We start from the raw sequence: 23343 nt of genomic DNA, 5'->3' as shown, positions 1-23343 counted from the left end.
ACTGGTGAGCTTATTGCAGGAGGGAGTTTTCTCGGCTGATGTTTCCTCGCTCTCGGGCGATGTTCTCACTTCCTCGGCTGATGTTTCCTTGATCTCGGGCGATACTCTCACTTTCTCGGCCGATGCTCTCTCGCTCCCGGGCGATGCTCTCACTTTCTTGGCTGATGCTCTCTCGCTCTCAGCCGATATTCTTGCTCGATCGGCTGATATGCTCTCGTAATCTCACCTGATTACTCATCTACCCCTCCTTCGTTCAACTGCAGCCGCCACACAAAAAAGGCCATCTACACAAGATGGCCTTCCTCACTGCAAATAATTACATATTAAATTAGCTTTCGAAATCGAAATTTTATATATCCCAATACAGCAAGTATTATCCCTATGGTTGGAAAAAGGATGATACCAATCTTATAGGAGTAATCTAAGTTGATTGTTTCGGTTAATTTTGCTCTGTTAATAATCTGGTGAATGTCAATATAGCTAAACGGGCTATAAGGGCTTTGGAAAAAATGGATCCCGATAAATAAGATAGATGCAGTTAGAAAAAGGGTAATCCCTGGGTTTTTAACAAACAAGGATAAAACAAAATAGATTGAGTAAAGAAATAACGCGAACAGGATGGTGAATAATACAATATAACCAAAATATTCTTTAAGTGTTATAAAATGAAACGTATCCTCCATAACCTTGAGCTGTGTGTACTCCTCCCCAAATGGGTTTGGAGTAGGACCGTCATACACCAACACAGGATAATCCAAGCTCCCAGCTCCAGCTGTAAACAAACTGCATAGCAGTGGAAGACCTAACATAAGGAATGTAAAAACCACAGTGTAGAGGAACCCACTTGTGAATTTAGTAAGGTAAACCGCACCTCTTCTTACAGGAAGCGTTGCATAGAAGTGTAAGCCACGTCTCTTCATGCTCGCCTCGGCTGAAATGCTATTCCCAAAGATAAAGCAACCAATTAGGATGATGATCGGTATATATAGAGATTGGATGACTTGATACAAAAATAAATAACCCGTTGTTCCATAACGTTTTGTCATATTGTCCCAAGTTTCTAAAGCTCTACCTGTGAAGTTGTCGTAAACGGTTGGTAAAAAAGCTATATCTGTCTCATTCTGGATCATCGGAGCAACGTTATTTTCCAGTAATTGCTGTTTTTCTTCAAGGGTAGCCCTATATGTAAACCAATTCGTATCTTGGCCTTCAATATCGTGCCCAGGTGTATCAGTACCGTATGACTCATCAAACATAGACTGTAATTCACTGATATCACCTTCTAATATGGTCTGCCAGTCTTTCTCTTCAAAAGCCTCCGCTCTTTCTTGTGTTGCTATTTTTTTATTCTCATCTTCTTCTATCATCATCGCTAGTTCTTCTGCTTCTTCTATATTGTTCGCTTCTTCTGCAGCTTCCTTATCCTCTAACAACTCCTGGATGAACCCTTCTCTCATTACTACACTATTTTGCAGTCTTGTAGTATTAGCTTCATGGATGTTTTCTGCCACCGTATAGTTAAAGAAGTAAAGGCTAACAACTGCAAGTAGGGTTAAAAGAAGTGCAACTATGTTTGTTCGTTTTTTTATGGCCTTTAAGAATTCAAATCCTAATGTTTTCACCTTGCCGACCTCCAATTCCAACTATCTTTACTAGTTAAAGCCAGCAAAACAACAGAAGCAATAAGCAGTGCACATATACCTTTCACATCATAACCCTGCTGATACAAGGAACTAGCATTTATATTTTGGTATGTAAGAGGATTCAAAGAAAATACCATACCATTTTCGATTACAATCCAACTACCAACAAACACAAATATCCCTACTAAATATGAAACAATTGTATTCTTAGTTAAATTTCCAAGAAAGGTGAGTAGTGATACCGTAAACGTCATAAATAGAGCACTATACAGGATAGCCTTTTTCACGAAATTCCCTGTCGTTATAAAATTCCCTTCTGCAGTAAAGAGGGGGTACTGAAAGATATTTCCCTCATTATGACCAAAAACTAACGGTAACAAGTATGACGTAATAAAGACGACGGCCAACCAGGACACACCACAAAGGAGTACACTTGTAAACTTTGTAAGTACGTATTGCAACCTCGCAATGGGGAGAGCATAGACCATCTGGATATTCCGGTCTTCAAATTCTCTTGTTATGCTTACACCAAGCACTAATAGGAACACTAAGAAGCCAGGTTTGCTTAGAAGTAAGGATACTACTTTTTTTAGAAAGATAGATGTCTGTATAGATAAATCCATGTTCTCTTTTGGCAGACCAACACGTAACAGTTCCTCATTTAATCGGCTAATGTCATCCATATCAGCAATGCTTGCTCGAAAATTGCCATTCATGTTCTTATATGTAATTGCCGTTTCATATACCTCTATCTCTACCTTCAATTCTTCTTCCCATAGATTATTTTGGATCGCACCCAAAAGCTGGGCTAATTGGTCAGCTAATAGTTTTCCCACTTCTAATCTTTCTTCAATAGCAGCGCTAGGTCCATCTCTATGCAAGGTCATATTATCGCCTGCAATTTCGCTAGAGACTTCAGAGGCATATTCTGAAAAATGCTCAATTTTTTGTGCCATTATCGTATCTTGGAGTATCACATTCCTTAGAAACAAACCTGTAATGAGAGCTAACGAAGCAATTAAAAATATCGGAAATGCCTTTGTACGAATAATTTTCTTAAACTCAAATAATAATAGATTCATCCCTGTTGACCTCTCACATCAAAGACTTCTTCATACAGTTTTTCTGAACCAGTAACTTCTTTATGAATATCTTTTATTTCGATAGAGTGGTCTTTAATTTCATCAATAAGCATATCCAGTTTACTACTAGGGATTTCGGTAACAATACCATTAGAGGTTTCTTCGACAATGTATCCCTTTTCTCGTAAAATAGCATGCGCTTCACTTGGGTTCGGTAAGGTGAAATAGTAAGAGACTGTCTCATGTTCACCCATATCTACTTCTAGTAACTTCCCATCCTTCAAAAACAACACATTTTTGGTTAGACGATCAATCTCATTTAAGTTATGGGAGGAAAGAATAATGGTAGTATTCTTTTTCCCTAATTCTAGTAGTATTTTTCGCATTAAAATTGCACTTGTGGGGTCCAGGCCATTTAATGGCTCATCGAGTAATAAAAGCTCGGGCTCATTTACAATAGACATTGCAAGCAATAAGTGCTGCTTCATCCCCAATGAATAGTTGCCAACTCTTTTTTTGAGATATCCCTCCATTCCTACTTGTTCGGCAACTTCCCTCACTCTATTTTTGTTTAGTTTATGTACCTTGCACACATAGTTAAGATGGTCATAACCAGTTAGATAATCAAACAAAACAGTATTATCTTGCAAAAAAGATACCTTTTTAAAAACCTTATGACTCTTATTCGATTTCCCCAACAGTTCTACAGTCCCTGACGACTCAGGGAGGATATTCGTTATAACATTTAGTAATGTTGTTTTCCCTACCCCGTTTGGCCCGATAAGTGCCCATATACCAGGGGAACTGATTGTCAGACTAATTTCGTTCAATACAAGCTGCTTTTTATAGGTCTTTGATAATTGATGTAATGCTAGAATTGCCATAAGAATTACCTTCTTCCTCATATTTAATTGTAAGTTGGTTTTCTAAGGAAAGAGATCATGTGGAGTTTTACTGAGAGGATGTAAATTTCCTTATACGTGGGTTTGTTATTACCAACAACACATTTGGTGGTAACTGCATTTAGAAAAATGTCATAACAATGAAAATTTTACCATAATTTGTTAGATAATCAATAAAAAAAAACGAATGTTCTAAATTTATCCAGGTTTACCTTTTACTAATGGACGGGATTTGGTGGGAGGAAGGGATTAGCTTTCCTGGGAAAAAAGAAGTCTCTCTTAGGCGACACACTCACCCTCTAGCCACGAATTTATATTGAAACATAAAAAAATCTAGCAAGCTGCTAGATTTTCATTCTATAATCTCTGCCGCAGGAGAATTCTCTTCCAATTGAAGGTCTCCTTCTTCAGTATTAATATAATTCACTTCCAGATAGTCTGACTCCTCATCACTTTCAGATGCTGCTTTGAACGATGGGAACGAAGTATATTCTTCATCTTTCCACACCCATATAGCTCCTTTGCCTTCTTCCTTATGAAAGACGTTCCGGGATAACGTATTGTTTTGGTTTGTTGTAAAATAGTTGGCGATAAACAGACGGGAAGATCCTGCAGTGAGAATGTTTTTTTCAATGACGTTATTTCTCGTGTCATGCTGAATTAAAAGTTGCCCACCATCTAGTCCCACCGTGTCATTACGATACATCGTATTTTGAGAGATGGTAGAATTGATTGTTCCCCCACGATCCTCGTCATACCCTCCTATTGAAATGCCGGTATAGAAATTTTCAAACACTGTATTGTTCAGCACTTCAATGTTCTCTGCATACTTACCAGGATGTTCCGAGGTTACTTCTATTCCAATATCACTCTTATAAATGGTATTCTCTTCGATGATTATATCTTTTCCACCATCCACATAAATGCCACCGGCACTATAATCTTCACCATAAGCTGGATTGCCATATGAGGAGATGTCGTGTATTTCATTGTTTTTAACGATGCCGTTTCTTACATAATCATCATCAGGAGAAATACCTTCATAACCGATTAAATCAATTCCAATATTGTCATTTCGCCGAACGAGATTATCTTCAACTCTGAAACCGTCAATATCTCCATTTAGCACGAGAGCTTCACTTGCACCAAGCTTTAAATCTTCTACCGTATTATGCAAAATATTGATGTCGCTCATGGGGCCTGTGCCGTAAACTGCAATACCATGGGCATTTCCATCATCTGAATGGGTCTCCACAGAGCGCACATGGTTATCTTCCAATGTAATATGACTGCTAGTTCCTGTGACATACATTCCCATTACTGTTTCGTCAGCTAAGTCTGTTGTCAAATCTTCAATGGTTAAGCCACGTATGGTCACATGATCTTGATTTTCTATTGTGACAAGGGCAGTATCTCCCTCTTCATCTAGTAGATTCTCACCGCTGAGCACCACTTTTTCTTGCTTATATGGCTGAAAAACAACGGGGCTTGATTTCGTACCACTGTGCTGCACGACAAGCTTTTCCTTATACGTTCCTTCTCGTAGATAAACGATTGTTCCTGCTTTCGCCTCTGTTGCAGCTTTGTTTAATGTACGATAAGGCTGTGATTTGGTGCCATTCTGCTCATCATTTCCATCAGTTGCTACGTAGATAACGCTATCTTTCTCGGCTGTCACACTAATTGTTATACCTATTCCAATAATAATTACTGCTGTAAGAACTAGAATAATTATGGTCTTTTTCATGGTGTCGCTCTCCTTGGTAAGTTACTTCATCTACTTAACTCTTAAATGCAAAATTTCGGCCTGATTTCCCTTTATCATTTAGCCCTGTTTAATGCCATTAAAATAAGTGTGTAAGACATATTCCAAGCTATCATTTATATTAATCGGCATGCCAAATCCGCTCTTTTGCTCTAATGTAGCAAAGCCATGCAGGATGCTTCGCAATCCTCTAATATGATGAATCGTTTCCTTCTCATCTAAATGATAGACTGCCAATACTTCCTTAAATAATTGAACTATTTTATCGCCTGTTTCTTTTACTGCCAGTATACTGCTATCTGACTTAATTAACGTTGCCTCATACAAACCAGGGTGCTTATGGGCAAATGCTATATAAGCTTTGGAGATCGCAGAAATTGCTTCAAGCGCTTCTTTTCCCTTAGCGACTTTTTCCATGTTGTTATATAGGTCGATTATGGCAACCGAAGCTAATTGCTGACGCAAATCATCTAAGCTTTTAATATGGTTATATAACGAAGGTGGACGCACTTCAAGCTTTTTAGCTAAAGCATGCATGGTAACAGCCTCCATGCCGCCTTGGCTTGCTAATTCGATTGCTGCTTCTACTAATTTTTGTTTGTTAAGTCCTGGTCTAGGTGACAATGTAACCTCTCCTTAATCGATTCTTTGTATATTTTTTTCCGCATTTTTTATAGCGTGACGTATTTGATTTAAGGGACTCATCAGTGGCTTCCCGTGGCCTACAGCCAAGCAGGAAGGTTTATATGCTTCAATTTTACGCGCACTTTCAAGTGCCAACTCTTTATTCCATGTAGCGATGGCAGGAAACGGAAATGTCCATCTCATTTGTCCCGCTACAGCTATCCCACCCCGAATTTGAAAAGCATCTCCAACTATCATAGCGTTCGTTCTTGTATCGAGAAAAGACATGGAACCTGGCGTATGACCCGGCGTAGATATGGCTTTTAGGGAACCTATCTGATCACCTTCCTCAATCAGCACATCTGGCTTCGTGTTTATCCCTTTAGGGACGCCTCCACGAATTGGTGTTTGGGGCTCATCTGACTCCAAAGTGCGATTGCCTGCTAATAATTTCGCATCCCGCTTGGATATATAAACCGTTACATTGGGAAGCAGTTCTTTTACATGATCAAGTGAACCCACATGATCACCATGACCATGTGTCAATATAACCTTGGTGATAGGCTTTCCTATTTCCTTTGCAGCTCTTACAATCTTTTTCGCACTATACGGTAACGCCGCATCAACAAGTGTTAACTCATGACCCTCTTCTACTAAGTAACAATTGACGGGAAAGGTTCTTTTTAAGAACATGACAGGATGAAGTTTTTCCATTGTATAACCCCCTTATTATCTATGACGCGTCATTATACGTGTTGCTTACTGTTTAAATACGTACAGCAACGTTTGGTTAATTAAAACAGCTAAGCCAAATATATAAGCACTTGCAGAAAATCTCATACTAACTAGTGCAACAAAGGCTAACCCAAAGATCACAACCTCAAAACCAAATTTCAGCCAAATTGGTATATTGACAGTGGAGGATGGTGCAAAAAACACTCCCCAGATTATTGCAATGATTAGTGGTACTCCAATCCCCAGTAGAAAACTCGTTATCATTCCACTACCTTTTTGGAATCCCCAAAAACCAATTGCCACTAGTGCGAGAACTTCTAACAGAAAGCGAAGCATTACATTTAAAACCACAGTGAATCCCCCTTTGCCCATGCAACTGTAAAAGACATGCTAAAAGCTCTAAGCAAGCTTATAAAGTACGCTTATTCAAAAAACTAACGATATTAGTTTTATCATATAACTAACAACCTTAGTTTGGCAAGTTTTATTGGAACATACTGATAATCATCTGAATTTCGTTTAAGGCCAAGAAAAATAGGACAGCCATGTTAATGACCGCCCTACTAATAATATTGTTGTATCCTCGTGGTTGTTCGGAATCTGGATAATTAAGAGGCTCTCTAACCCTGTCCTGTTGCTGCTTCCACACTTCAGCCTTATCTAAAAACGAGCCATACTTGCTTAAAAATATACCCTTAATGCTTCCCCAATTTATCTAATACCCAGTTAGCTCTAGCCCCATTCTCGCCAGTACTTGGGGATTTAGTATCTACTCCAGTTAATTCTTTTACCATCATTGTTACAAGAGGCTGCTGGACATGCTGGGGACGGTCAAATTTCCATTGCTGCTCTCCAGCTGCAGTTGTTAATACAACTGGATCATCCCCAAACGTAGAGAAGGTAATTTTTCCTTCACTGCCTACAATTTCGTTTACATCCACATTCTCAAAAGCTGCAAAGCACCAATTTCCTATACCATGTACACCAGAATCAAAACGGTACGTACCTGTCACGATATCCTCAGCCTGGTAATAACCAGCCTGATTTGACGCAAATCCCTGAACGTCTTTGATCGGTCCGAGTAGAAAATCTAAGATATCAAGTGTGTGACTAGCTAAATCGTAGAATAGCCCCCCACCTGACATTGCAGGCTGCAGTCTCCATGGAAGTTCTTCTCCCTTTTTCACTTCATCTGCCGTTTTTTGATACTGTGTACTCGAAACAAAACGCACATCTCCAATCGCCTTACGATCCAATAATTCTTTTATTTTTAGAAAACGCGGCTGCGCCCTTCGATAATAGGCAACATATAATGGTACTCCGGCAGCTTTACATGCATGAATCATTTCATTGCATTCCTCGAAATCAATGGCCATAGGCTTTTCCACATAAACCGGCTTCCCTGCCGCGGCAACTTTTAACGTGTATTCCTTGTGTGACCCAGGTGGTGTTGCAATATAGACTGCATCTACCTCGGGATCCTGTATAAGCGCATCCGCGTCATCATACCATTTCAGGACATTGTGTCGCTCAGCGTAGTCCTTCGCTAATTCGCCATTACGTCGCATCACCGCTACTAACTCGGAATTCTTCACCTTTTGAAAGGCCGGCCCACTCTTCACTTCGGTCACATTTCCACAACCAATTATTCCCCAACGAACTTTTTCTAATTTCAAATGAACTCCCCCTTGTTTATTCGCCCTCTTTTTGCAGTGAAATCTTTTTTGTATACAGCAGTATAATCATACCTTTACTTGTGAGGCTACACAAATAAGCTCTGAATCTCAAAGTACTCCGTCAAAGGTACTTTTCTACCTTCATTATGCCACTTATGATAATCTCTGAAAACTTGATGGATATCATGGTTCGCCTTTTCCTCTACGATATATGTAATAGCGAGGAAACTACGCCAATAGTCATACATTATACTACTCAAGCTCCCTTGATAACTAGCACTGCCAAATTCCTCTAAAGAGCGCTCGCCATATTTATCTTTAAATATGTCCACTAGCTCCCTTTCGACATTCGTAATGTTGGTAAACTCTATTTCATCTAATATCAGTTTTCTAGGTAAATACTCGCACATTCCCTCTTCGAACCAGATTCCATCCTCTCGCTCATCATCAAATTCATCCATAAACAAATCAGAGTGGTGTGTTAGTTCGTGACCCACTATTGTAAATATATGTTCTTCCGAAAGGTTTTCGTAAAAATTTTTTATCTTGGGGTTTTCCCGTCCCTCTAGTTGATCAACAAATAATCTTCTCCAGTTTGGTAAATCAGGAGAAATATAAATAAGGTCTTTGTTTGTAAAAGCTGGGATTGGTACATTGGAAAAAGTAGTAGTAGCCAACTCTTCCGAAGTCCAAACAATCCCTTTAGGTAAATCTCTTAAAGCAAAATCTTTTTCTAGTACTCTTTGAAACTTCACCAATTTCTTACAAAATCGATCTATTATACTCTGATGCTTTTCATATTCTTCAACCTTTTCAAAGGCATAGATGTGTTTCATGTATTTTCGCCCCTTGCATTCACATAACTTTAACTCTATAAATGAGAATATCTGGTTGCCATAACTTCATATTATTACATTAATCATCGTTAATAAGATCCTTTAATACAATTAATTTTAAGGGAAATTCTTAGCCAAATCTATGAAGTTATATAAAATTTCTGTAATTTTTTAAACTTCGCCTTCTTTATCTTGTAAATTTTAGTAAAATAGAACCAAGGGGGAGAGTTGATGAAAAAGTTTACGAAGCAAGAAACGAGTTGGATGTACTATGATTGGGCAAATAGTGCTTACTCTATCATTATTACTACTGCCATTTTTCCAATTTTTTATAAAGCACAAGCAACAGCTGCAGGTGTAGAGGCTGCAGATTCTACGGCATACCTTGGTTACACGATTGCTATTTTCACCTTTATCCTGGCAATGATAGGACCAATATTAGGAACCTTTGCTGACTATGAAGGATACAAGAAAAAGTTTTTCTTTGGCTTTTTATTAATAGGTCTGGTTTCCACCTTTTCACTCATCTTCGTTCCTGAAGGAGAGTGGTTGCTATTACTGATTATCTTTACGATATCTTCGCTAGGATTAAGAGGGGCGAATCTCTTTTATGACGCGTTTCTCGTTGACGTAACAGAGGATAAACGGATGAATAAAGTATCAGCACGAGGCTATGCACTAGGCTATATTGGGAGTGCTATCCCGTTTGTAATCAGTATTGGAATCATTTTGATGGCACAGCAAGAAATTATCCCAATCTCCAGTACGACAGCTAGTAAAATCGCCTTTGTTATCACCTTCATCTGGTGGGGCGTATTCTCTATTCCTATGTTAAAAAACGTAAAACAAATCCATGGAATCAAACGCGGTCCGAAACCGATTCGTACAAGCTTTTTACGCCTTAAAAACACAGTAAAAAATATTAGCCAATATAAGTACTTAACTATTTTTCTCATCGCATACTTTTTCTATATAGATGGGGTGGGAACGATAATTTCCATGTCTACCGCTTATGGGACAGATGTTGGCGTTAGCTCCACCATATTACTTGTCGTCCTTTTGGTTACTCAAATAGTAGCAGCCCCATTTGCTGTTTTATACGGAAAACTAGCAGATCGCTTTTCCGCTAAAGCTATGTTAAACGTAGGAATCATTGTGTACACGATCGTATGTATTTATGGTTATTTCCTTGAAACAGCATTTGACTTCTGGGTTCTTGCCATGCTCGTTGCCACCTCTCAAGGCGGCATTCAAGCATTAAGCAGATCTTATTTTGCGAAGCTCGTTCCAAAAGCTAATGCCAATGAATTCTTTGGTTTTTACAATATCTTTGGCAAATTTGCATCTGTGGCAGGACCTATACTAGTAGGTGCCACAGCGCAAATCACCGGGAAAACCAATGCTGGTATTTTAAGCCTTATCATTCTTTTCATTATTGGCATGATCATCTTAAACTTCGTACCGTCTGATAAGAAGATGGAAGGCCTAAAAACTCCTGAAGTAAATATTTCTTAGTTTAATAGAATTTTTGTTAGAGATAAACCGTTTATCCGTGAGGGTAGACGGTTTTTTGTTTGTGCTGGGGTGCGACCTTAGGTATCATCATGATCGGTTGGATGGTGGATACGCGACTTTTGATAGTTCTCACGCGAGTTGTGGTAGTGGCCACGCGACTTTTGATAGTTCTCGCGTGAGTTGTGGTAATGGATACGCGACTTTTGATAGTTCTCGCGCGAGTTGAGGCAGTGAGCACGCGACTTTTGTAGCTTCCCGTGCGACTTGAGCGTGTTCTTACGCGACTTCAAAACTAAAAGGTTGACGTTACTAAAAGTAACTGCTATGATTATACTGAATTAAAGATAATTTAATTTAAAATAAATGTATTGATTAAAGTAATTTTCCTTGCGGTTGCCAAATGGAATCCAAGATAAGTGCTTTAAGATGGAGGAAGCAATGGGTTTACTCAATAAATTTTTTGGAAGAGAAAAAGAGGAGGAAACAAAAATGGAAAAACTAAACATTGGTATTATTCTAGGTTCAACACGTGAAGGTCGCTTAAGTCCACAGGTAGGAAACTGGGTACAAGAATTGGCAGACCAACGCGGGGATGCAAACTATACGGTTATTGATCTTGCAGACTACAAATTGCCACTACTAGGCGAAAATGGCGGAGACACTTCAGGTGCAGCTGCATGGGCAGAAGCAATTGCGAAACAAGATGGATTTGTTTTCGTTGTACAAGAATACAATCATTCTATTACAGCATCACTTAAAAACGCATTAGATTATCTCCGCGTAGAGTGGAACAACAAAGCTGCAGGTATCGTATCCTACGGTTCTGTTGGTGGAGCACGTGCTGCGGAACATTTACGTGGAATCCTAGGTGAATTGCTAGTAGCAGATGTTCGTGTTCACCCAGCTCTTTCTTTATTCACAGACTTTGAAAACGGAGCAGACTTCAAACCAGCTGCTGTTCAAGCAGACTCCGTTAACCAAATGCTTGACCAGCTTATCCCTTGGTCTACTGCATTGAAAACAATTCGTTAAGTATAGAAAGAAACTATCAAAAACCTCTACCCTTTATGGATAGAGGTTTTTTTACGTATCATTTTTTCACTCTCCTATACTACCAAATGGCCAGTTCACCAACAAAATCTCATCCTTTACAAATCACTATAATGAGGTTATGATTTTAACTACCGAACGTTCGTCAGCTTAATTTAGTGTCATAGTCGGTGAAAGGAGTTTGCACAATGGTACAGCAATCTTTGTTTAAAAATCGGACTTTCTCTATATTACTTCTCGCTGGGATCTTTGCAATTGTGGGATTCAGTATGTTTTTAACCACAACGACCTGGTATGTTACAACATCACTTAGTGCCAGCTCTTTGGGTCTTGTCTTAATCTCTGCAACCGTCCCCCGTTTAATTATGATGGTTTTCGGTGGGGTTCTCGCTGATAAATATAAAAAATCGCTAATCATGTTCTGGACTAACTTAATTCAAAGCATGCTTTTATTTAGTATTTTTCTTTTGGTCTCCAGCGATAACATGAGTCTTATGCTACTACTTATTTTATCTGGTTTGTTTGGTATGCTTGATGCATTTTTCGGCCCTGCTAGCTCTTCTATGATCCCCAAAATTGTGGAGAAGTGGCAATTACAACAGGCCAACGCCTATTTTCAAGGTATCGACCAGATTTCCTTCATTATCGGCCCCATCCTGGCTGGAATTATTATGGAAGTATCCAGTGTGGCAACAAGCTATTTCGTAGCATCTGTTTTCGTGTTTCTCTCAGCTGTTATTATCTTTCCGCCATTTGTGAAGGAAGGAAATGTAGAAAAGACGGACCAAACTAAACCTTTACACGATTTAAAAGAAGGAATCTCTTATATTCGCCGTTCATCCTTTTTATTAACGGGTATTCTTGTCTTAATAACACTTAACTTTTTCATTTTTGGTACACTGAATATTGCCTTCCCCCTTGTCGTTGACCTGCATGGTGGTAGCCCAATTAATTTAAGTGCCATGGAAGTTAGCTTAGGCGTGGGAATGATATTCAGTACGATTATCCTTAGTAAAGTTCATATTAAGCGAAAAGGAAGGGCCTCTATTATTGGGCTACTTGCTGCCATCCTTAGCTTTTTGATTTTTAGTCAGGCACCTAGCCTTATCTTACTGACAGTTCTTGTCTTCTTTATTGGCTTTTCCATGTCCTTTGTCTATATCCCGTTTTTTACAGCAGTACAAGAAACAACGGATAATCGTTTAATGGGAAGAGTCATGAGCATTATTTTCCTTGCCATGAATGGTTTTGACCCGATTGCATATGGGGTAGTCAGTGCTCTTATAACGGTAGGGATTTCGGTAAAAGTGACCCTGCTCACATTTGGTATTGCGGGATTAATTGTAGCGCTTATCATATACTTTAGGGCGCGGAATTATGTGAAAGCATAATCTAGTAAATATTGAGACAGCTTTCACATCGATAGGAGTGGTAAACATGATTACGGTAGCTGGAAGTATAAATATGGACCTTGTCGTCACAACGGATCGAACACCGAACAAAGGCGAAACACTGTTAGGGAAAGACTTTCAAACAAACCCGGGTGGCAAAGGGGCAAATCAAGCAGTTGCTGCCGCTCGTCTTGGTAACACGACGAAAATGATCGGACACGTTGGGAAAGACGCATTTGGTATTTCATTAATAGAAAATTTAACCCAACAAAACGTCGGAACAGAATATGTAAAAACAAAGGATGGCTCATCAGGCATTGCAGCTATAACGGTGGCAGAAAGCGACAATTCTATTATCGTCATACCAGGCGCTAACTTCTCGTGGGAAGCGGAGGAATGGAAGCAATACGCAGCCATCATTCAAAAGAGTGATGTGTTAATCCTCCAGCTCGAAATCCCGCTCAACGTGGTAGAGGCATTTGGAGATATGGCGAACAAGGTAGGAACCACGATCATCTTAAACCCTGCACCAGCGCAAGCCTTACCAGCTGGCTTAATTGCACTAGCTGATTACCTCACACCTAATGAAACAGAATGTAAGGAACTCTTTGGTATGGAACCAGAAGATGCTGTCGCTCAATTTCCTAACAAATTAATCGTCACAGAAGGAGAAAAAGGGGCACTTTACCATGACGGTACATCCCTTATGCGCATTCCAGGTTTCCCTGTCAAAGCAGTGGATACCACAGGTGCAGGAGATACGTTTAACGGTGCATTAGCTTCGGCTATTGCTGAGGGCCTAGCTTTAAAGGAAGCTGTCTCCTTTGCAAATGCGGCAGCATCCTTATCTGTCCAGCACCATGGAGCACAAAAAGGAATGCCGCTGAGAGAAGCCGTTTTAGAGCGATTAGGTGAATTGGAGTAAATGAAAGGCATGGGATCAAGATGTACTAACGCTGATTCCGTGCCTTTTTTTAGGAAAATTCGACCCCGCTCCAATGAAAGCGATTAGCGAGCATAATATTATACAAACCCACCTTGATCTATTATCATATCGAGAACAAGGAGGAGTAAAAAATGAACCCAGAATATCAAGATTTGTTTTCTCCATTAACGTTAAAAAATGGTGTTGAATTAAAGAACCGCTTGGTGATGGCGCCAATGACAAACTCTTCATCCAATCCCGATGGTACTGTAACCGACGCAGAGGTGAACTACTATGCTCGCCGTTCTAAAGGTGTAAGCATGGTCATCACGGCTACAACATATGTTTTACCGAGTGGAAAAGGATTTCCTAATGAATTTGCGGCAGATCGTGATGCCATGATTCCGAGCTTAAGCAAACTAGCAAAAGCAATTCAAGCACAAGGCGCTAAAGCCATCTTACAAATTTTCCATGCTGGAAAAATGAGTCCCACAGATCTTGTTCCAGATGGCGATGTTGTGAGCGCAAGTGACGTTCCAGCAGATCGAGAAGGTGCTGCCAAGCCACGTCCTTTACGCGAAGAAGAGATAGAAGAGATTATTGAAGCTTTTGGTGAAACAACTCGTCGTGCTATTGAAGCAGGTTATGATGGTGTGGAAATTCACGGGGCTAATGGCTACTTAATCCAGCAATTCTTTTCTCCACATTCCAACCTACGCGAGGACCGGTTTGGTGGAAGCCTGGAAAAACGCATGACTTTCCCACTTGCAATTGTTGATAAAGTACAAAGCGTCGTTGCAGAGCATGCAGATGACTCCTTTATCGTGGGGTATCGCTTTTCTCCGGAAGAGCCTGAGACACCAGGAATTACGATGGAAGAGACGCTTCATTTAGTAGACGTGTTAGCAGATAAAAAACTAGATTACTTACATGTTTCCTTGTTCGACTTCTTCTCTAAACCAAGAAGAGGGGTAGAAGATTTAGAGAAAACTCGTATCGCACACCTGCTTGAAACAATTGGCGAGCGTGTACCTTTAATCGGTGTAGGTTCCATTTATACTGCAGAAGATGCGAAACTAGCATTCAATACAGGTGTCCCACTTCTTGCCCTAGGTAGAGAGCTCGTTATTGATCCTGATTGGGTCCAAAAGATAGCCGAAGGAAGAGAAAGTGAAATCATTACGGAAATTAATAAAGAGAAGCAAGAAGAATTAGTTGTACCAGACCCACTTTGGAAAAATATCATAAACACACCTGGCTGGTTCCCAGGAGTGTAATAACAAAAAGGCCAGGCCACTGCACCAAACTGCAGGGCCTGGCTTTTCTTACTTATTCCTTAGAACTTGAGACAAACTCTTCAAGGAATCATATTGCTTAATGTGATATTTCCGGCCTTCCTTTTGTAAGTACTGCTTTTCACAGAATTGGGTCAGCACATGTAATAAATGTCTGTAGGACACGCCTAAATAATCGCAAACTGTAACGTGTTTCTCTTTATAAATCCCGTTATCGGCCGTTTGCAGGATGAAATCAGCAAGTCTGTTTTCAAGTGGGAAGGCAAGACTTTGCGTATATTTCATTGCCATCTGGGTTGCTTTTACGCTTAAAAACCGCGTTAGTTCGCGCAAAAATTTCGCATCTTCCATCAGTTGCCTGCGATAGTTATGCATCGGCAGAGCGAAACAAATGGTTTTTGTTGAGGCTTGAATCCCCTTTGTGTAATACACATCATGCAATAATTCCATTTCCCCAATAAATTCATTAGCATTGATAAAATTAATTAACGATACTTTCCCATTTTGATGGGTGATATAGATCTTTGCTTTTCCCTCTACCACGTAATATAGAAAGTCAGGCCTCGTTCCTTCTTGAATAATCCAATCATCACGCTGATATTCATGTACCTCCATATACGCTTCTACCGGGGCAGAAAACAAATGTTCAATTGAGTGGTTTTCTACATATAGGCGTTTTTTGCTCGCTTTATAAATTTCCATTATTCACCTCAAAATAGGAGATATCTCATATTTTCTATTTTCTTTCCATGATATCATGCAATCAATGAGGGGGATATAGAATGAATACACAACGTTGGATGGGCATACGATTTTTTAGTTTTTTTATGACATGGGGCATTTTTCTACCCTATTGGGCCGGGTGGATGATCTATACAAAAGGTATTACCGTTTCAGAAGCTAGTTTGATCATGAGTGTAGGCTTGGTCGCAAGAGGACTCTCTACCTTATTTGCCTTTCCTTACCTTTCCGATAAGGTTAGCAGTAAGCGATTATTAAACATAGCGGGGGTTGGGACATTCATTGCCCTTATCGCTTACATTCCGGCAGGATCCTTTACGAGTTTAATGGGAGCAACCATCCTTCTGCACCTTTTCTATCCAGCACTTATGCCTGCGTTAGATAGTGCTGCTGGTGTGCTGGTACAAAATAAACAATTAAAACATTATGGGAGAAGCCGCCAATGGGGATCGATTGGGTTTGTTTCAATTGGCATGGTTCTTACTATTTTCACAGCGAGATTTGGCGATGAGATCATTTTTTGGGCGCTATTACTAGGAATAGTAGCTTTTGTGGTGCTTAGTCTGTTGCAAGCACCCGCTGTCTTATCTATAAAACCACCAGCGGATCAAACACAAAAGATTGGGCTTTTTTCCGTATTCAAAATCAAACATTTTAGCCTCGTACTTTTAATTGTTATATTACTACAGGCAGCACATGCGAGTTACTACAATTATGGTTATATTTTTTTACAAGATATCAACGCACCAACATACTTAATCGGTCTCATTATTAACATTGGTGTTATAGCTGAAATCATCTTCTTCTCAATTGCCGATAGAAGGTTTGGTAATTTTTCAGTAGGAGCCTTACTAACACTGTCAGCAATTGGTTCCTCTGTACGTTGGATTGCCGTATTTGCCTTTCCAAGCGTTGTTATCTTTAGTATTGCGCAAGTTCTCCATGCATTTTCCTTTGCGATGGCGCATTATGCTTTTATGAAATACTTAATTAACAATATTCCGCAAGTACAGATACCAAAAGCGCAGGGCATCTACTCTGCATTAGCGCTTAGCTGGAGTACTGCAGTATTCACCATTTTCGGTGGCTTTTTATATGAAATCGAACCACGGTTTGCTTTTATTGGCATGGTCGTTTGTACCATTCCAGCCATGTTGTTAGCGTTGGTTTATCGGAACGTGGAAGCTAAGAAAGGGAATGTGTTGGAAACCATCTAAAAAAAACAGGCTTGTCCCCAGCGGATAAGCCTTTTACTTTTCTCATCTTATTAAGCTTTTAACCGATTTACAAAGTCATGTAAATAATCGAGTGAGGTAATGTTCTGGTTACATGTTTCACTATCTCTGCAGATATAATTCCCTTTCTTGGAAAACGTCCCTTGTACTTTTCCTTTTTTATGTGCCAGGAACAAACCTACCTCTTCATGTTTATGACAAATCGAACATATCCCTTTCTGTTTTATCATCTCGAAGGAACCGTGTAACCCCGTTAATTTCCCACTATGTTTCAGCACAATAAACTTTTTATTCGTACTGTAATCAATCCAGCTCAAATAACATAATTGCTGCAAGTCTAATTCTTGTAAAGCTGGTACTTTTAACTTTTTAACTTTAGGAAACAATTTTTTGATTCCTTGCTCTGTCACTTGAAACGGAATGACGTATGGTTTCAACTGTGATAAAAACCTTTCCGCTTTATCTTTATCATCCACCAATGTAATAGGTTGAAGTAACTGTGCTTGTTCTTCTGTAATTGCAGGGATTAATGCTAATACTCTTTCTTTAGCCATTGATTCTAATGCGCCCAATACGGCTTTTTCATTAGAAGTTGAGTGGCCACTAGCTAATTCTTGCGCTTGCCGTGCAATGAAATTGAACTGGTCCACCCGAATAAAAGGCTCCATTTCTATCTCTCCAATCTTTAAACGTAACTCAGATCCTTACCTATTATAGAAAAGAAACCCTCTTATTCCTATGCAGAAAACAATTAGAAAACGTTTTGTACATAGGCAGAGCCTTTCTATTCGTTGTATGCATATACGAAAGCACCGGAAATCATCCTTTCGGAAAGACTTCCCGTGCATCATGGTCTCCTTAATATCTAGCTAGAATAAATAATTTTCTTAATGGTATCTACTGACAGATAATATTCTTCCGCTAAATCATCTATTGAAAACCCATCTTTATAGGCGTTTTTAATGGAAGCGTTTCTTTCAGCAATCGCTTTTCTTGCTCCAGAAGCCGTTCCCCACTTTTGATAGCTTGACTTCTCTTTCGGTATATATATCGTTTCACCTTGAATGTACTGCTGAATTTCTTTTATTAACTCTTCTGGTAAAATGGAATTCGCTTTAACATAGCTCATCATAGACAGCTCCTTATCCGTAATATGGAAAATAAGGGGCAAAGCCTATAATTACTTTAGACGAATATATTTTTTAATGGTAACTCATGCAAAGATTCGCCTATTCATTATTAGACTTTGCATGAGAAGCTACAATATCAGACATGATAAATGCCATATCTATCACCTACTCTTTATAACGCATTTTATATGACTCTCCTCCTTACTGTAATGAAATTTCTTCTCCTTTTCAATACAGGAATTAGGTTCCATTGTTTTTTATAGAGTTTTCATTGATTCTAAATCAACCTAGTGAGAAATGTTTTTCTCTCAATAGGGAAGTATGAATACTATGAGATAAAAATTGCATGTACGGGAGGAACGAATCATGTATGACTTGGATTTACATCATATTTTTCAACTTGGACTTATTTTAGTTATGATTGCAGCTGGGATTACGGCGATTGCAAAGAAATTTAAACAGCCCTACCCCATTGCGTTAGTCATTGTCGGGGCAATCATTGGGCTTGTGAACATTCCTGTATTAGAGCCATTAAAAGACTTTATTACAGAAGGAGAAGTTTTTAACTTTGTTATTATAACGTTATTCTTACCTGCTTTATTAGGGGAAGCAGCGTTAAAGCTCCCTTTTTCCCATTTAAACGAAAGCAAAAAACCGATTTTGGCACTTGCGTTTGGTGGGACTTTTTTATCCTTTCTAATCATCGGCTTTTCATCCTTATGGCTTCTTGGACTTTCCATCCCTGCAGCCTTTGTATTTGCAGCATTAATGAGTGCTACAGACCCCGTTAGTGTTTTATCCATCTTCAAGAGTGTAGGTGTGAAAAAGAGACTTTCTACAGTAATTGAAGGGGAAAGCCTGTTTAATGACGGACTAGCGGTTGTCTTATTCAACATTTCCGCTTTCTCCCTGATCTCCTATCTCGACATGGGGATACTAGGCGCTGGACATGGCGTATGGGAATTTATTAAAGTTATCTCCTTAGGCTTACTTATTGGAGGATTGCTTGGTTATGGCTTTTCGCGACTCACTCGATACTTTGATGATTATCCATTAGAAATCATATTTAGCATTATTCTTTTCTACGGTGCCTTCTTACTTGCAGAAAGCTTTGAGGCATCAGGGGTTATCGCAGTTGTGGTTGCCTCCCTTATTTTTGGAAATTATGGTTCAAAGATAGGCATGAGTCCTGCCACCAAATTAAACATCAGTAATTTTTGGGATGTCGCAACACTGCTAGCCAATTCCCTCGTCTTTTTAATGGTGGGATTAGAAATAACACGGATTAATGTGGCAGAACATTGGGGGCTTATTTTCACCGCCATTTTAATCGTGCTAATCGCCAGAAGCTTAGCAGTCTATGGCAGCCTTCTGTTTATTAAAAACATCCCACTCTCCTGGAAGCATGTCTTAAATTGGGGCGGTCTGAAAGGTTCCTTATCCATCGCACTCGTTCTTAGCCTTCCGAGAGATTTTGAAGGTCGTGAGGAGATCTTAATTCTTGCTTTTAGTGTCGTATTGTTCTCGCTTGTCGTGCAGGGTCTTTCCATTAAACCGCTTATTACATGGCTTGGCGTGAATAAAAAAGAAGAAGGGTACCAAGAGTATGAATCCCTTATTGCCCGTGCTCATCGTTACGAGACAGGAATTGAAGAAATTAATAAGGTAAAAAAGAACTTGTTTATAACAGAATTGGTTTCAGAATCTGTTGTTGATGAGTATAAAAAGCAACGTACCAAATTGCACAATGATATCAACGCGCTTTTCCATAAACACCCTGATCTTAGAAAAAAACAAGAAATCGCCCTCTTAAAGCATTCGCTCTACGCGCAACACGAAGCCGTTGGGCATTTGTTAAAGGAAGATATTATTTCGAGTGAAGTAGCACAACAGGAACAGGATTTGATTACCAACAAAATCGTGGAATTAGAGGAAGATTCATAAAATGAGAAAAAGGCATCCCCTTTAGTAAGATGGATGCCTTTTTTTGAAGCATAAATGACTCAGAAATATTAAGATCTAACTCTTTCTAGTTTAATTATAGCATAGAAAAAATCGATATTATAGACTATTCATCCTTATTTGCTACTGCTAAAATACAATAGATACTGGTTGAGAGGAGAATTACGTCAACGAAAACAAACAGTAATGACTAGGAGGATACAGAATGAGTTCTTTAGTTCTCGGTTTTCAGGAAATGAAAAAAACGCAACTTGGCCTTGTTGGTGGAAAAGGGTTAAATTTAGGGGAGTTATCAAAAATTGAAGGAATACAAGTACCTGAGGGATTTTGTATAACAACAGCAGCCTTCCAAAATGCCCTTGAACAAAACGAAGCTTTTCATGCGCTGGTGGATCAACTGACATTGCTAAAAGCAGAGGACCGAGATCAAATTGGTGAAGTGAGCAGGAATATTCGGAAGGTCATTATGGAAGTAGAGGTTCCTTCTGAGGTTGTGGAAGCTGTTGCTCAGCATCTCTCCCAGTTAGGCGAGCAACATCCTTATGCCGTGCGTTCTAGTGCAACTGCTGAAGATTTACCACATGCTTCTTTTGCCGGTCAGCAAGACACTTATCTAAATATAATTGGCAAAGAAGCGATTATGCAGCATATCAGTAAATGTTGGGCTTCACTATTTACGGATCGTGCTGTAATTTACCGTATGCAAAACGGATTCGACCACAATCAAGTATATTTATCCGTTATTATTCAAAAGATGGTTTTCCCGCAGGCTTCTGGAATTTTATTCACTGCTGACCCCATTACCTCGAATAGAAAGCAGCTATCAATCAATGCCAGTTTTGGGCTTGGAGAAGCACTGGTCTCTGGCTTGGTATCTGCCGATTGTTATAAAGTACACGAAGAAGACATCATTGATAAAATGATAGCAACTAAAAAATTGGCGATCTATGGACGAAAAAAAGGCGGAACAAAAACACAGCAAATTAATTCTGAACAGCAAAAGAAGCAAACACTTACTGATCAACAGATCCTAAAATTGGCACGTGTTGCAAGACAGATCGAGACTCATTTCGGTTGCCCACAAGATATAGAATGGTGTTTGGTTAATGAAACATTTTATATTGTCCAAAGTCGTCCCATCACTGTCCTATTCCCCATCCCTGAGGCGAACAAGTCTCAAGAAAATCACGTCTATGTATCTGTGGGTCATCAGCAAATGATGACCGACCCGATGAAACCGTTGGGATTGTCCTTTTTTCTGTTAACCACGCCTGCACCGATGCGTCAAGCTGGTGGGAGATTGTTTGTTGATATCACACAAAGTCTTTCCTCACCCGATAGTAAAGAATCTTTATTAAATTCGTTAGGACAATCCGACCCGCTCATAAAAGACGCACTTTTGACTATACTACAACGAAAAGATTTTATAAAATCGCAACCAAATAATCAACAAAAACAGAGTCCTGATAAAAGCAAAAAGGATATTGCATCTGCAAGTTCTCAAGCACAATTCGAAAACAATCCGACAATTGTATCTGATTTGATTAGAGGTAGTCAAACTTCAATAGAGGAGTTAAAACATAACATTCAAACAAAGTCAGGATCAGAATTATTTGATTTTATTCGAAGGGATATCCAGAAATTAAAGGGAAATTTATTTGATCCACAAAGTTTGGCTGTGATTACGGCTGCTATGGATGCTTCATCATGGATCAATGAAAAGATGAATACGTGGTTAGGTGAAAAAAATGTTGCAGATACGCTCTCACAGTCTGTTTCAAACAATATTACTTCTGAAATGGGGCTAGATTTATTGGATGTATCAGATGTGATTCGTCCATTTCCAAAAGTCATTGCTTATTTACAACATGTAAAAGATAATAACTTTTTAGAGGAAATCGTTAAGTTTGATGGTGGACAGGAAACTCAGGAGGCAATAATAGATTACCTTAACAAATACGGGATGAGATGTGCTGGAGAAATTGATATTACGAGAACTCGTTGGAGTGAAAAACCAATTACACTTGTACCCATGATCCTAAGTAATATTAAGAACTTAGAACCTAATGCCAGCAGACGAAAATTTGAACATGGGCGACGCATTGCTTTGAAGAAAGAACAAGAGTTATTAGATAGATTGATACAATTACCGGATGGTGAACAAAAAGCCCAAGAAACAAAACAGAAAATTGACCTAATCCGGGGTTTCATCGGGTATCGAGAATATCCAAAATACGCTATGATTAATCGTTATTTTGCTTATAAGAAAGCTTTACTGGAAGAAGCCGAAAAACTTGTACAAGAAGGCGTAGTTTACGAAAAAGAGGATATACACTATCTTACTTTTGAAGAATTTCACGAAGTTGTAAGTACAAAAAAATTAGATTATCAGATCATTAGCCAACGTAAGGATGAATACACCTTATATGAGAAGTTAACTCCCCCACGTGTTATCACTTCTGATGGGGAGATTATTACAGGTGATTACAAACGGGAAAACCTCCCAGCCGAAGCAATTGTAGGGCTACCTGTTTCTTCTGGTGTTATAGAAGGGAAAGCCCGTGTTATCTTAAACATGGAAGATGCTGATCTAGACGATGGAGATATATTAGTCACCTCCTTTACTGATCCTAGCTGGACACCATTGTTTGTGTCCATAAAAGGCCTAGTCACCGAAGTCGGTGGACTGATGACTCACGGAGCAGTTATCGCACGTGAATATGGCCTGCCAGCAGTTGTCGGGGTAGAAAATGCTACCAAATTGATAAGAGACGGGCAACAAATTCGCGTCCATGGCACAGAAGGATATATTGAAATATTATAAGTGCTTTATTGT

Annotated in this window: 20 protein-coding genes; 8 read left to right on the top strand and 12 right to left on the bottom strand. The window is 39.3% G+C overall.

Going from position 1 to position 23343, the window contains the following annotated elements:
- Positions 1-323: 323 nt before the first annotated feature.
- The 9 genes from AC6CHS_RS06215 to AC6CHS_RS06175 all read right to left on the bottom strand — a co-directional run bounded on the left by AC6CHS_RS06215 (position 324) and on the right by AC6CHS_RS06175 (position 9263).
- Positions 324-1622 (bottom strand): ABC transporter permease, encoded by a 1299-nt coding sequence (locus AC6CHS_RS06215; protein WP_498234920.1) that lies wholly within the window; start codon positions 1620-1622, stop codon positions 324-326.
- On the bottom strand, positions 1619-2725 hold the full coding sequence (locus tag AC6CHS_RS06210; RefSeq protein ID WP_498234918.1) for an ABC transporter permease: 1107 nt from the start codon (positions 2723-2725) through the stop codon (positions 1619-1621). Before AC6CHS_RS06210 ends, AC6CHS_RS06215 begins: the two co-directional genes overlap by 4 nt.
- Positions 2722-3609: an ABC transporter ATP-binding protein gene (locus tag AC6CHS_RS06205; RefSeq protein WP_498234916.1), complete on the bottom strand. Its 888-nt coding sequence runs from the start codon at positions 3607-3609 to the stop codon at positions 2722-2724. The genes AC6CHS_RS06210 and AC6CHS_RS06205 overlap by 4 nt, the downstream gene beginning before the upstream one ends.
- A gap of 370 nt (positions 3610-3979) precedes the next feature.
- Positions 3980-5374, bottom strand: a complete 1395-nt coding sequence (locus AC6CHS_RS06200; RefSeq protein ID WP_498234915.1) for a right-handed parallel beta-helix repeat-containing protein — start codon at positions 5372-5374, stop codon at positions 3980-3982.
- Positions 5375-5452: 78 nt separating this feature from the next.
- Positions 5453-6016, bottom strand: coding sequence for a TetR/AcrR family transcriptional regulator (locus AC6CHS_RS06195; RefSeq protein WP_443148049.1), 564 nt, complete (start codon positions 6014-6016; stop codon positions 5453-5455).
- Between the two features lie 12 nt (positions 6017-6028).
- Positions 6029-6730: an MBL fold metallo-hydrolase gene (locus tag AC6CHS_RS06190; RefSeq protein WP_498234913.1), complete on the bottom strand. Its 702-nt coding sequence runs from the start codon at positions 6728-6730 to the stop codon at positions 6029-6031.
- Between the two features lie 45 nt (positions 6731-6775).
- A complete protein-coding gene (locus AC6CHS_RS06185; protein WP_498234912.1) occupies positions 6776-7102 on the bottom strand; it encodes a YrdB family protein in 327 nt (108 codons plus the stop codon).
- A gap of 344 nt (positions 7103-7446) precedes the next feature.
- On the bottom strand, positions 7447-8427 hold the full coding sequence (locus AC6CHS_RS06180; protein ID WP_498234911.1) for a Gfo/Idh/MocA family protein: 981 nt from the start codon (positions 8425-8427) through the stop codon (positions 7447-7449).
- 86 nt (positions 8428-8513) lie between these two features.
- Positions 8514-9263 carry a hypothetical protein gene (locus AC6CHS_RS06175; RefSeq protein WP_498234909.1) on the bottom strand — a complete coding sequence of 250 codons (750 nt, stop codon included), beginning with the start codon at positions 9261-9263 and terminating at the stop codon, positions 8514-8516.
- Positions 9264-9491: 228 nt separating this feature from the next.
- Here AC6CHS_RS06175 and AC6CHS_RS06170 point away from each other — a divergent pair, with 228 nt between their 5' ends.
- The 5 genes from AC6CHS_RS06170 (at position 9492) to AC6CHS_RS06150 (ending at position 15421) form a co-directional block, all read left to right on the top strand.
- Positions 9492-10778, top strand: a complete 1287-nt coding sequence (locus tag AC6CHS_RS06170) for an MFS transporter (protein ID WP_238017401.1) — start codon at positions 9492-9494, stop codon at positions 10776-10778.
- A gap of 438 nt (positions 10779-11216) precedes the next feature.
- Positions 11217-11810: an NADPH-dependent FMN reductase gene (locus tag AC6CHS_RS06165; protein ID WP_199848504.1), complete on the top strand. Its 594-nt coding sequence runs from the start codon at positions 11217-11219 to the stop codon at positions 11808-11810.
- A 206-nt stretch (positions 11811-12016) separates the two neighbouring features.
- The gene (locus AC6CHS_RS06160; protein WP_106898318.1) at positions 12017-13219 is read left to right on the top strand and encodes an MFS transporter; all 1203 of its coding nucleotides are present in this window, start codon (positions 12017-12019) and stop codon (positions 13217-13219) included.
- 46 nt (positions 13220-13265) lie between these two features.
- Positions 13266-14144, top strand: coding sequence for a ribokinase (gene rbsK, locus AC6CHS_RS06155; protein WP_498234906.1), 879 nt, complete (start codon positions 13266-13268; stop codon positions 14142-14144).
- Between the two features lie 152 nt (positions 14145-14296).
- Positions 14297-15421: an NADH-dependent flavin oxidoreductase gene (locus AC6CHS_RS06150; RefSeq protein WP_498234904.1), complete on the top strand. Its 1125-nt coding sequence runs from the start codon at positions 14297-14299 to the stop codon at positions 15419-15421.
- A 48-nt stretch (positions 15422-15469) separates the two neighbouring features.
- Here AC6CHS_RS06150 and yeiL read toward each other — a convergent pair whose 3' ends face one another.
- Positions 15470-16141: a transcriptional regulator YeiL gene (yeiL, locus tag AC6CHS_RS06145; RefSeq protein WP_498234902.1), complete on the bottom strand. Its 672-nt coding sequence runs from the start codon at positions 16139-16141 to the stop codon at positions 15470-15472.
- Between the two features lie 80 nt (positions 16142-16221).
- On the opposite strand from yeiL, the gene AC6CHS_RS06140 reads away from it, so the two are divergent.
- A complete protein-coding gene (locus tag AC6CHS_RS06140; protein ID WP_498234900.1) occupies positions 16222-17397 on the top strand; it encodes an MFS transporter in 1176 nt (391 codons plus the stop codon).
- Between the two features lie 50 nt (positions 17398-17447).
- Here the strand turns inward: AC6CHS_RS06140 and AC6CHS_RS06135 are convergent, their stop codons facing one another.
- Complete coding sequence (locus AC6CHS_RS06135; protein ID WP_498234898.1) at positions 17448-18083, bottom strand: FusB/FusC family EF-G-binding protein; 636 nt, start codon at positions 18081-18083, stop codon at positions 17448-17450.
- A gap of 197 nt (positions 18084-18280) precedes the next feature.
- The gene (locus tag AC6CHS_RS06130) at positions 18281-18544 is read right to left on the bottom strand and encodes a CD3324 family protein (protein WP_498234896.1); all 264 of its coding nucleotides are present in this window, start codon (positions 18542-18544) and stop codon (positions 18281-18283) included.
- 367 nt (positions 18545-18911) lie between these two features.
- On the opposite strand from AC6CHS_RS06130, the gene AC6CHS_RS06125 reads away from it, so the two are divergent.
- Both AC6CHS_RS06125 and ppsA read left to right on the top strand, forming a co-directional pair.
- A complete protein-coding gene (locus AC6CHS_RS06125) occupies positions 18912-20489 on the top strand; it encodes a Na+/H+ antiporter (protein WP_498234894.1) in 1578 nt (525 codons plus the stop codon).
- 223 nt (positions 20490-20712) lie between these two features.
- Positions 20713-23331 carry a phosphoenolpyruvate synthase gene (gene ppsA / locus AC6CHS_RS06120; protein WP_498234892.1) on the top strand — a complete coding sequence of 873 codons (2619 nt, stop codon included), beginning with the start codon at positions 20713-20715 and terminating at the stop codon, positions 23329-23331.
- The last annotated feature ends 12 nt before the right edge of the window (positions 23332-23343 follow it).

This window comes from Oceanobacillus sp. GQ8, assembly GCF_059758495.1.
This window is presented reverse-complemented; position numbering and strand designations above follow the sequence as displayed.

Coding starts and splice junctions, on each gene's coding strand:
- AC6CHS_RS06135 (WP_498234898.1), bottom strand. CDS start 18,083: ATGGAGCCTTTTATTCGGGTGGACCAGTTCAATTTCATTGCACGGCAA.
- AC6CHS_RS06160 (WP_106898318.1), top strand. CDS start 12,017: ATGGTACAGCAATCTTTGTTTAAAAATCGGACTTTCTCTATATTACTT.
- AC6CHS_RS06190 (WP_498234913.1), bottom strand. CDS start 6,730: ATGGAAAAACTTCATCCTGTCATGTTCTTAAAAAGAACCTTTCCCGTC.
- rbsK (WP_498234906.1), top strand. CDS start 13,266: ATGATTACGGTAGCTGGAAGTATAAATATGGACCTTGTCGTCACAACG.
- AC6CHS_RS06150 (WP_498234904.1), top strand. CDS start 14,297: ATGAACCCAGAATATCAAGATTTGTTTTCTCCATTAACGTTAAAAAAT.
- AC6CHS_RS06140 (WP_498234900.1), top strand. CDS start 16,222: ATGAATACACAACGTTGGATGGGCATACGATTTTTTAGTTTTTTTATG.
- AC6CHS_RS06130 (WP_498234896.1), bottom strand. CDS start 18,544: ATGAGCTATGTTAAAGCGAATTCCATTTTACCAGAAGAGTTAATAAAA.
- yeiL (WP_498234902.1), bottom strand. CDS start 16,141: ATGGAAATTTATAAAGCGAGCAAAAAACGCCTATATGTAGAAAACCAC.
- AC6CHS_RS06200 (WP_498234915.1), bottom strand. CDS start 5,374: ATGAAAAAGACCATAATTATTCTAGTTCTTACAGCAGTAATTATTATT.
- AC6CHS_RS06210 (WP_498234918.1), bottom strand. CDS start 2,725: ATGAATCTATTATTATTTGAGTTTAAGAAAATTATTCGTACAAAGGCA.
- AC6CHS_RS06125 (WP_498234894.1), top strand. CDS start 18,912: ATGTATGACTTGGATTTACATCATATTTTTCAACTTGGACTTATTTTA.
- ppsA (WP_498234892.1), top strand. CDS start 20,713: ATGAGTTCTTTAGTTCTCGGTTTTCAGGAAATGAAAAAAACGCAACTT.
- AC6CHS_RS06165 (WP_199848504.1), top strand. CDS start 11,217: ATGGGTTTACTCAATAAATTTTTTGGAAGAGAAAAAGAGGAGGAAACA.
- AC6CHS_RS06175 (WP_498234909.1), bottom strand. CDS start 9,263: ATGAAACACATCTATGCCTTTGAAAAGGTTGAAGAATATGAAAAGCAT.
- AC6CHS_RS06205 (WP_498234916.1), bottom strand. CDS start 3,609: ATGGCAATTCTAGCATTACATCAATTATCAAAGACCTATAAAAAGCAG.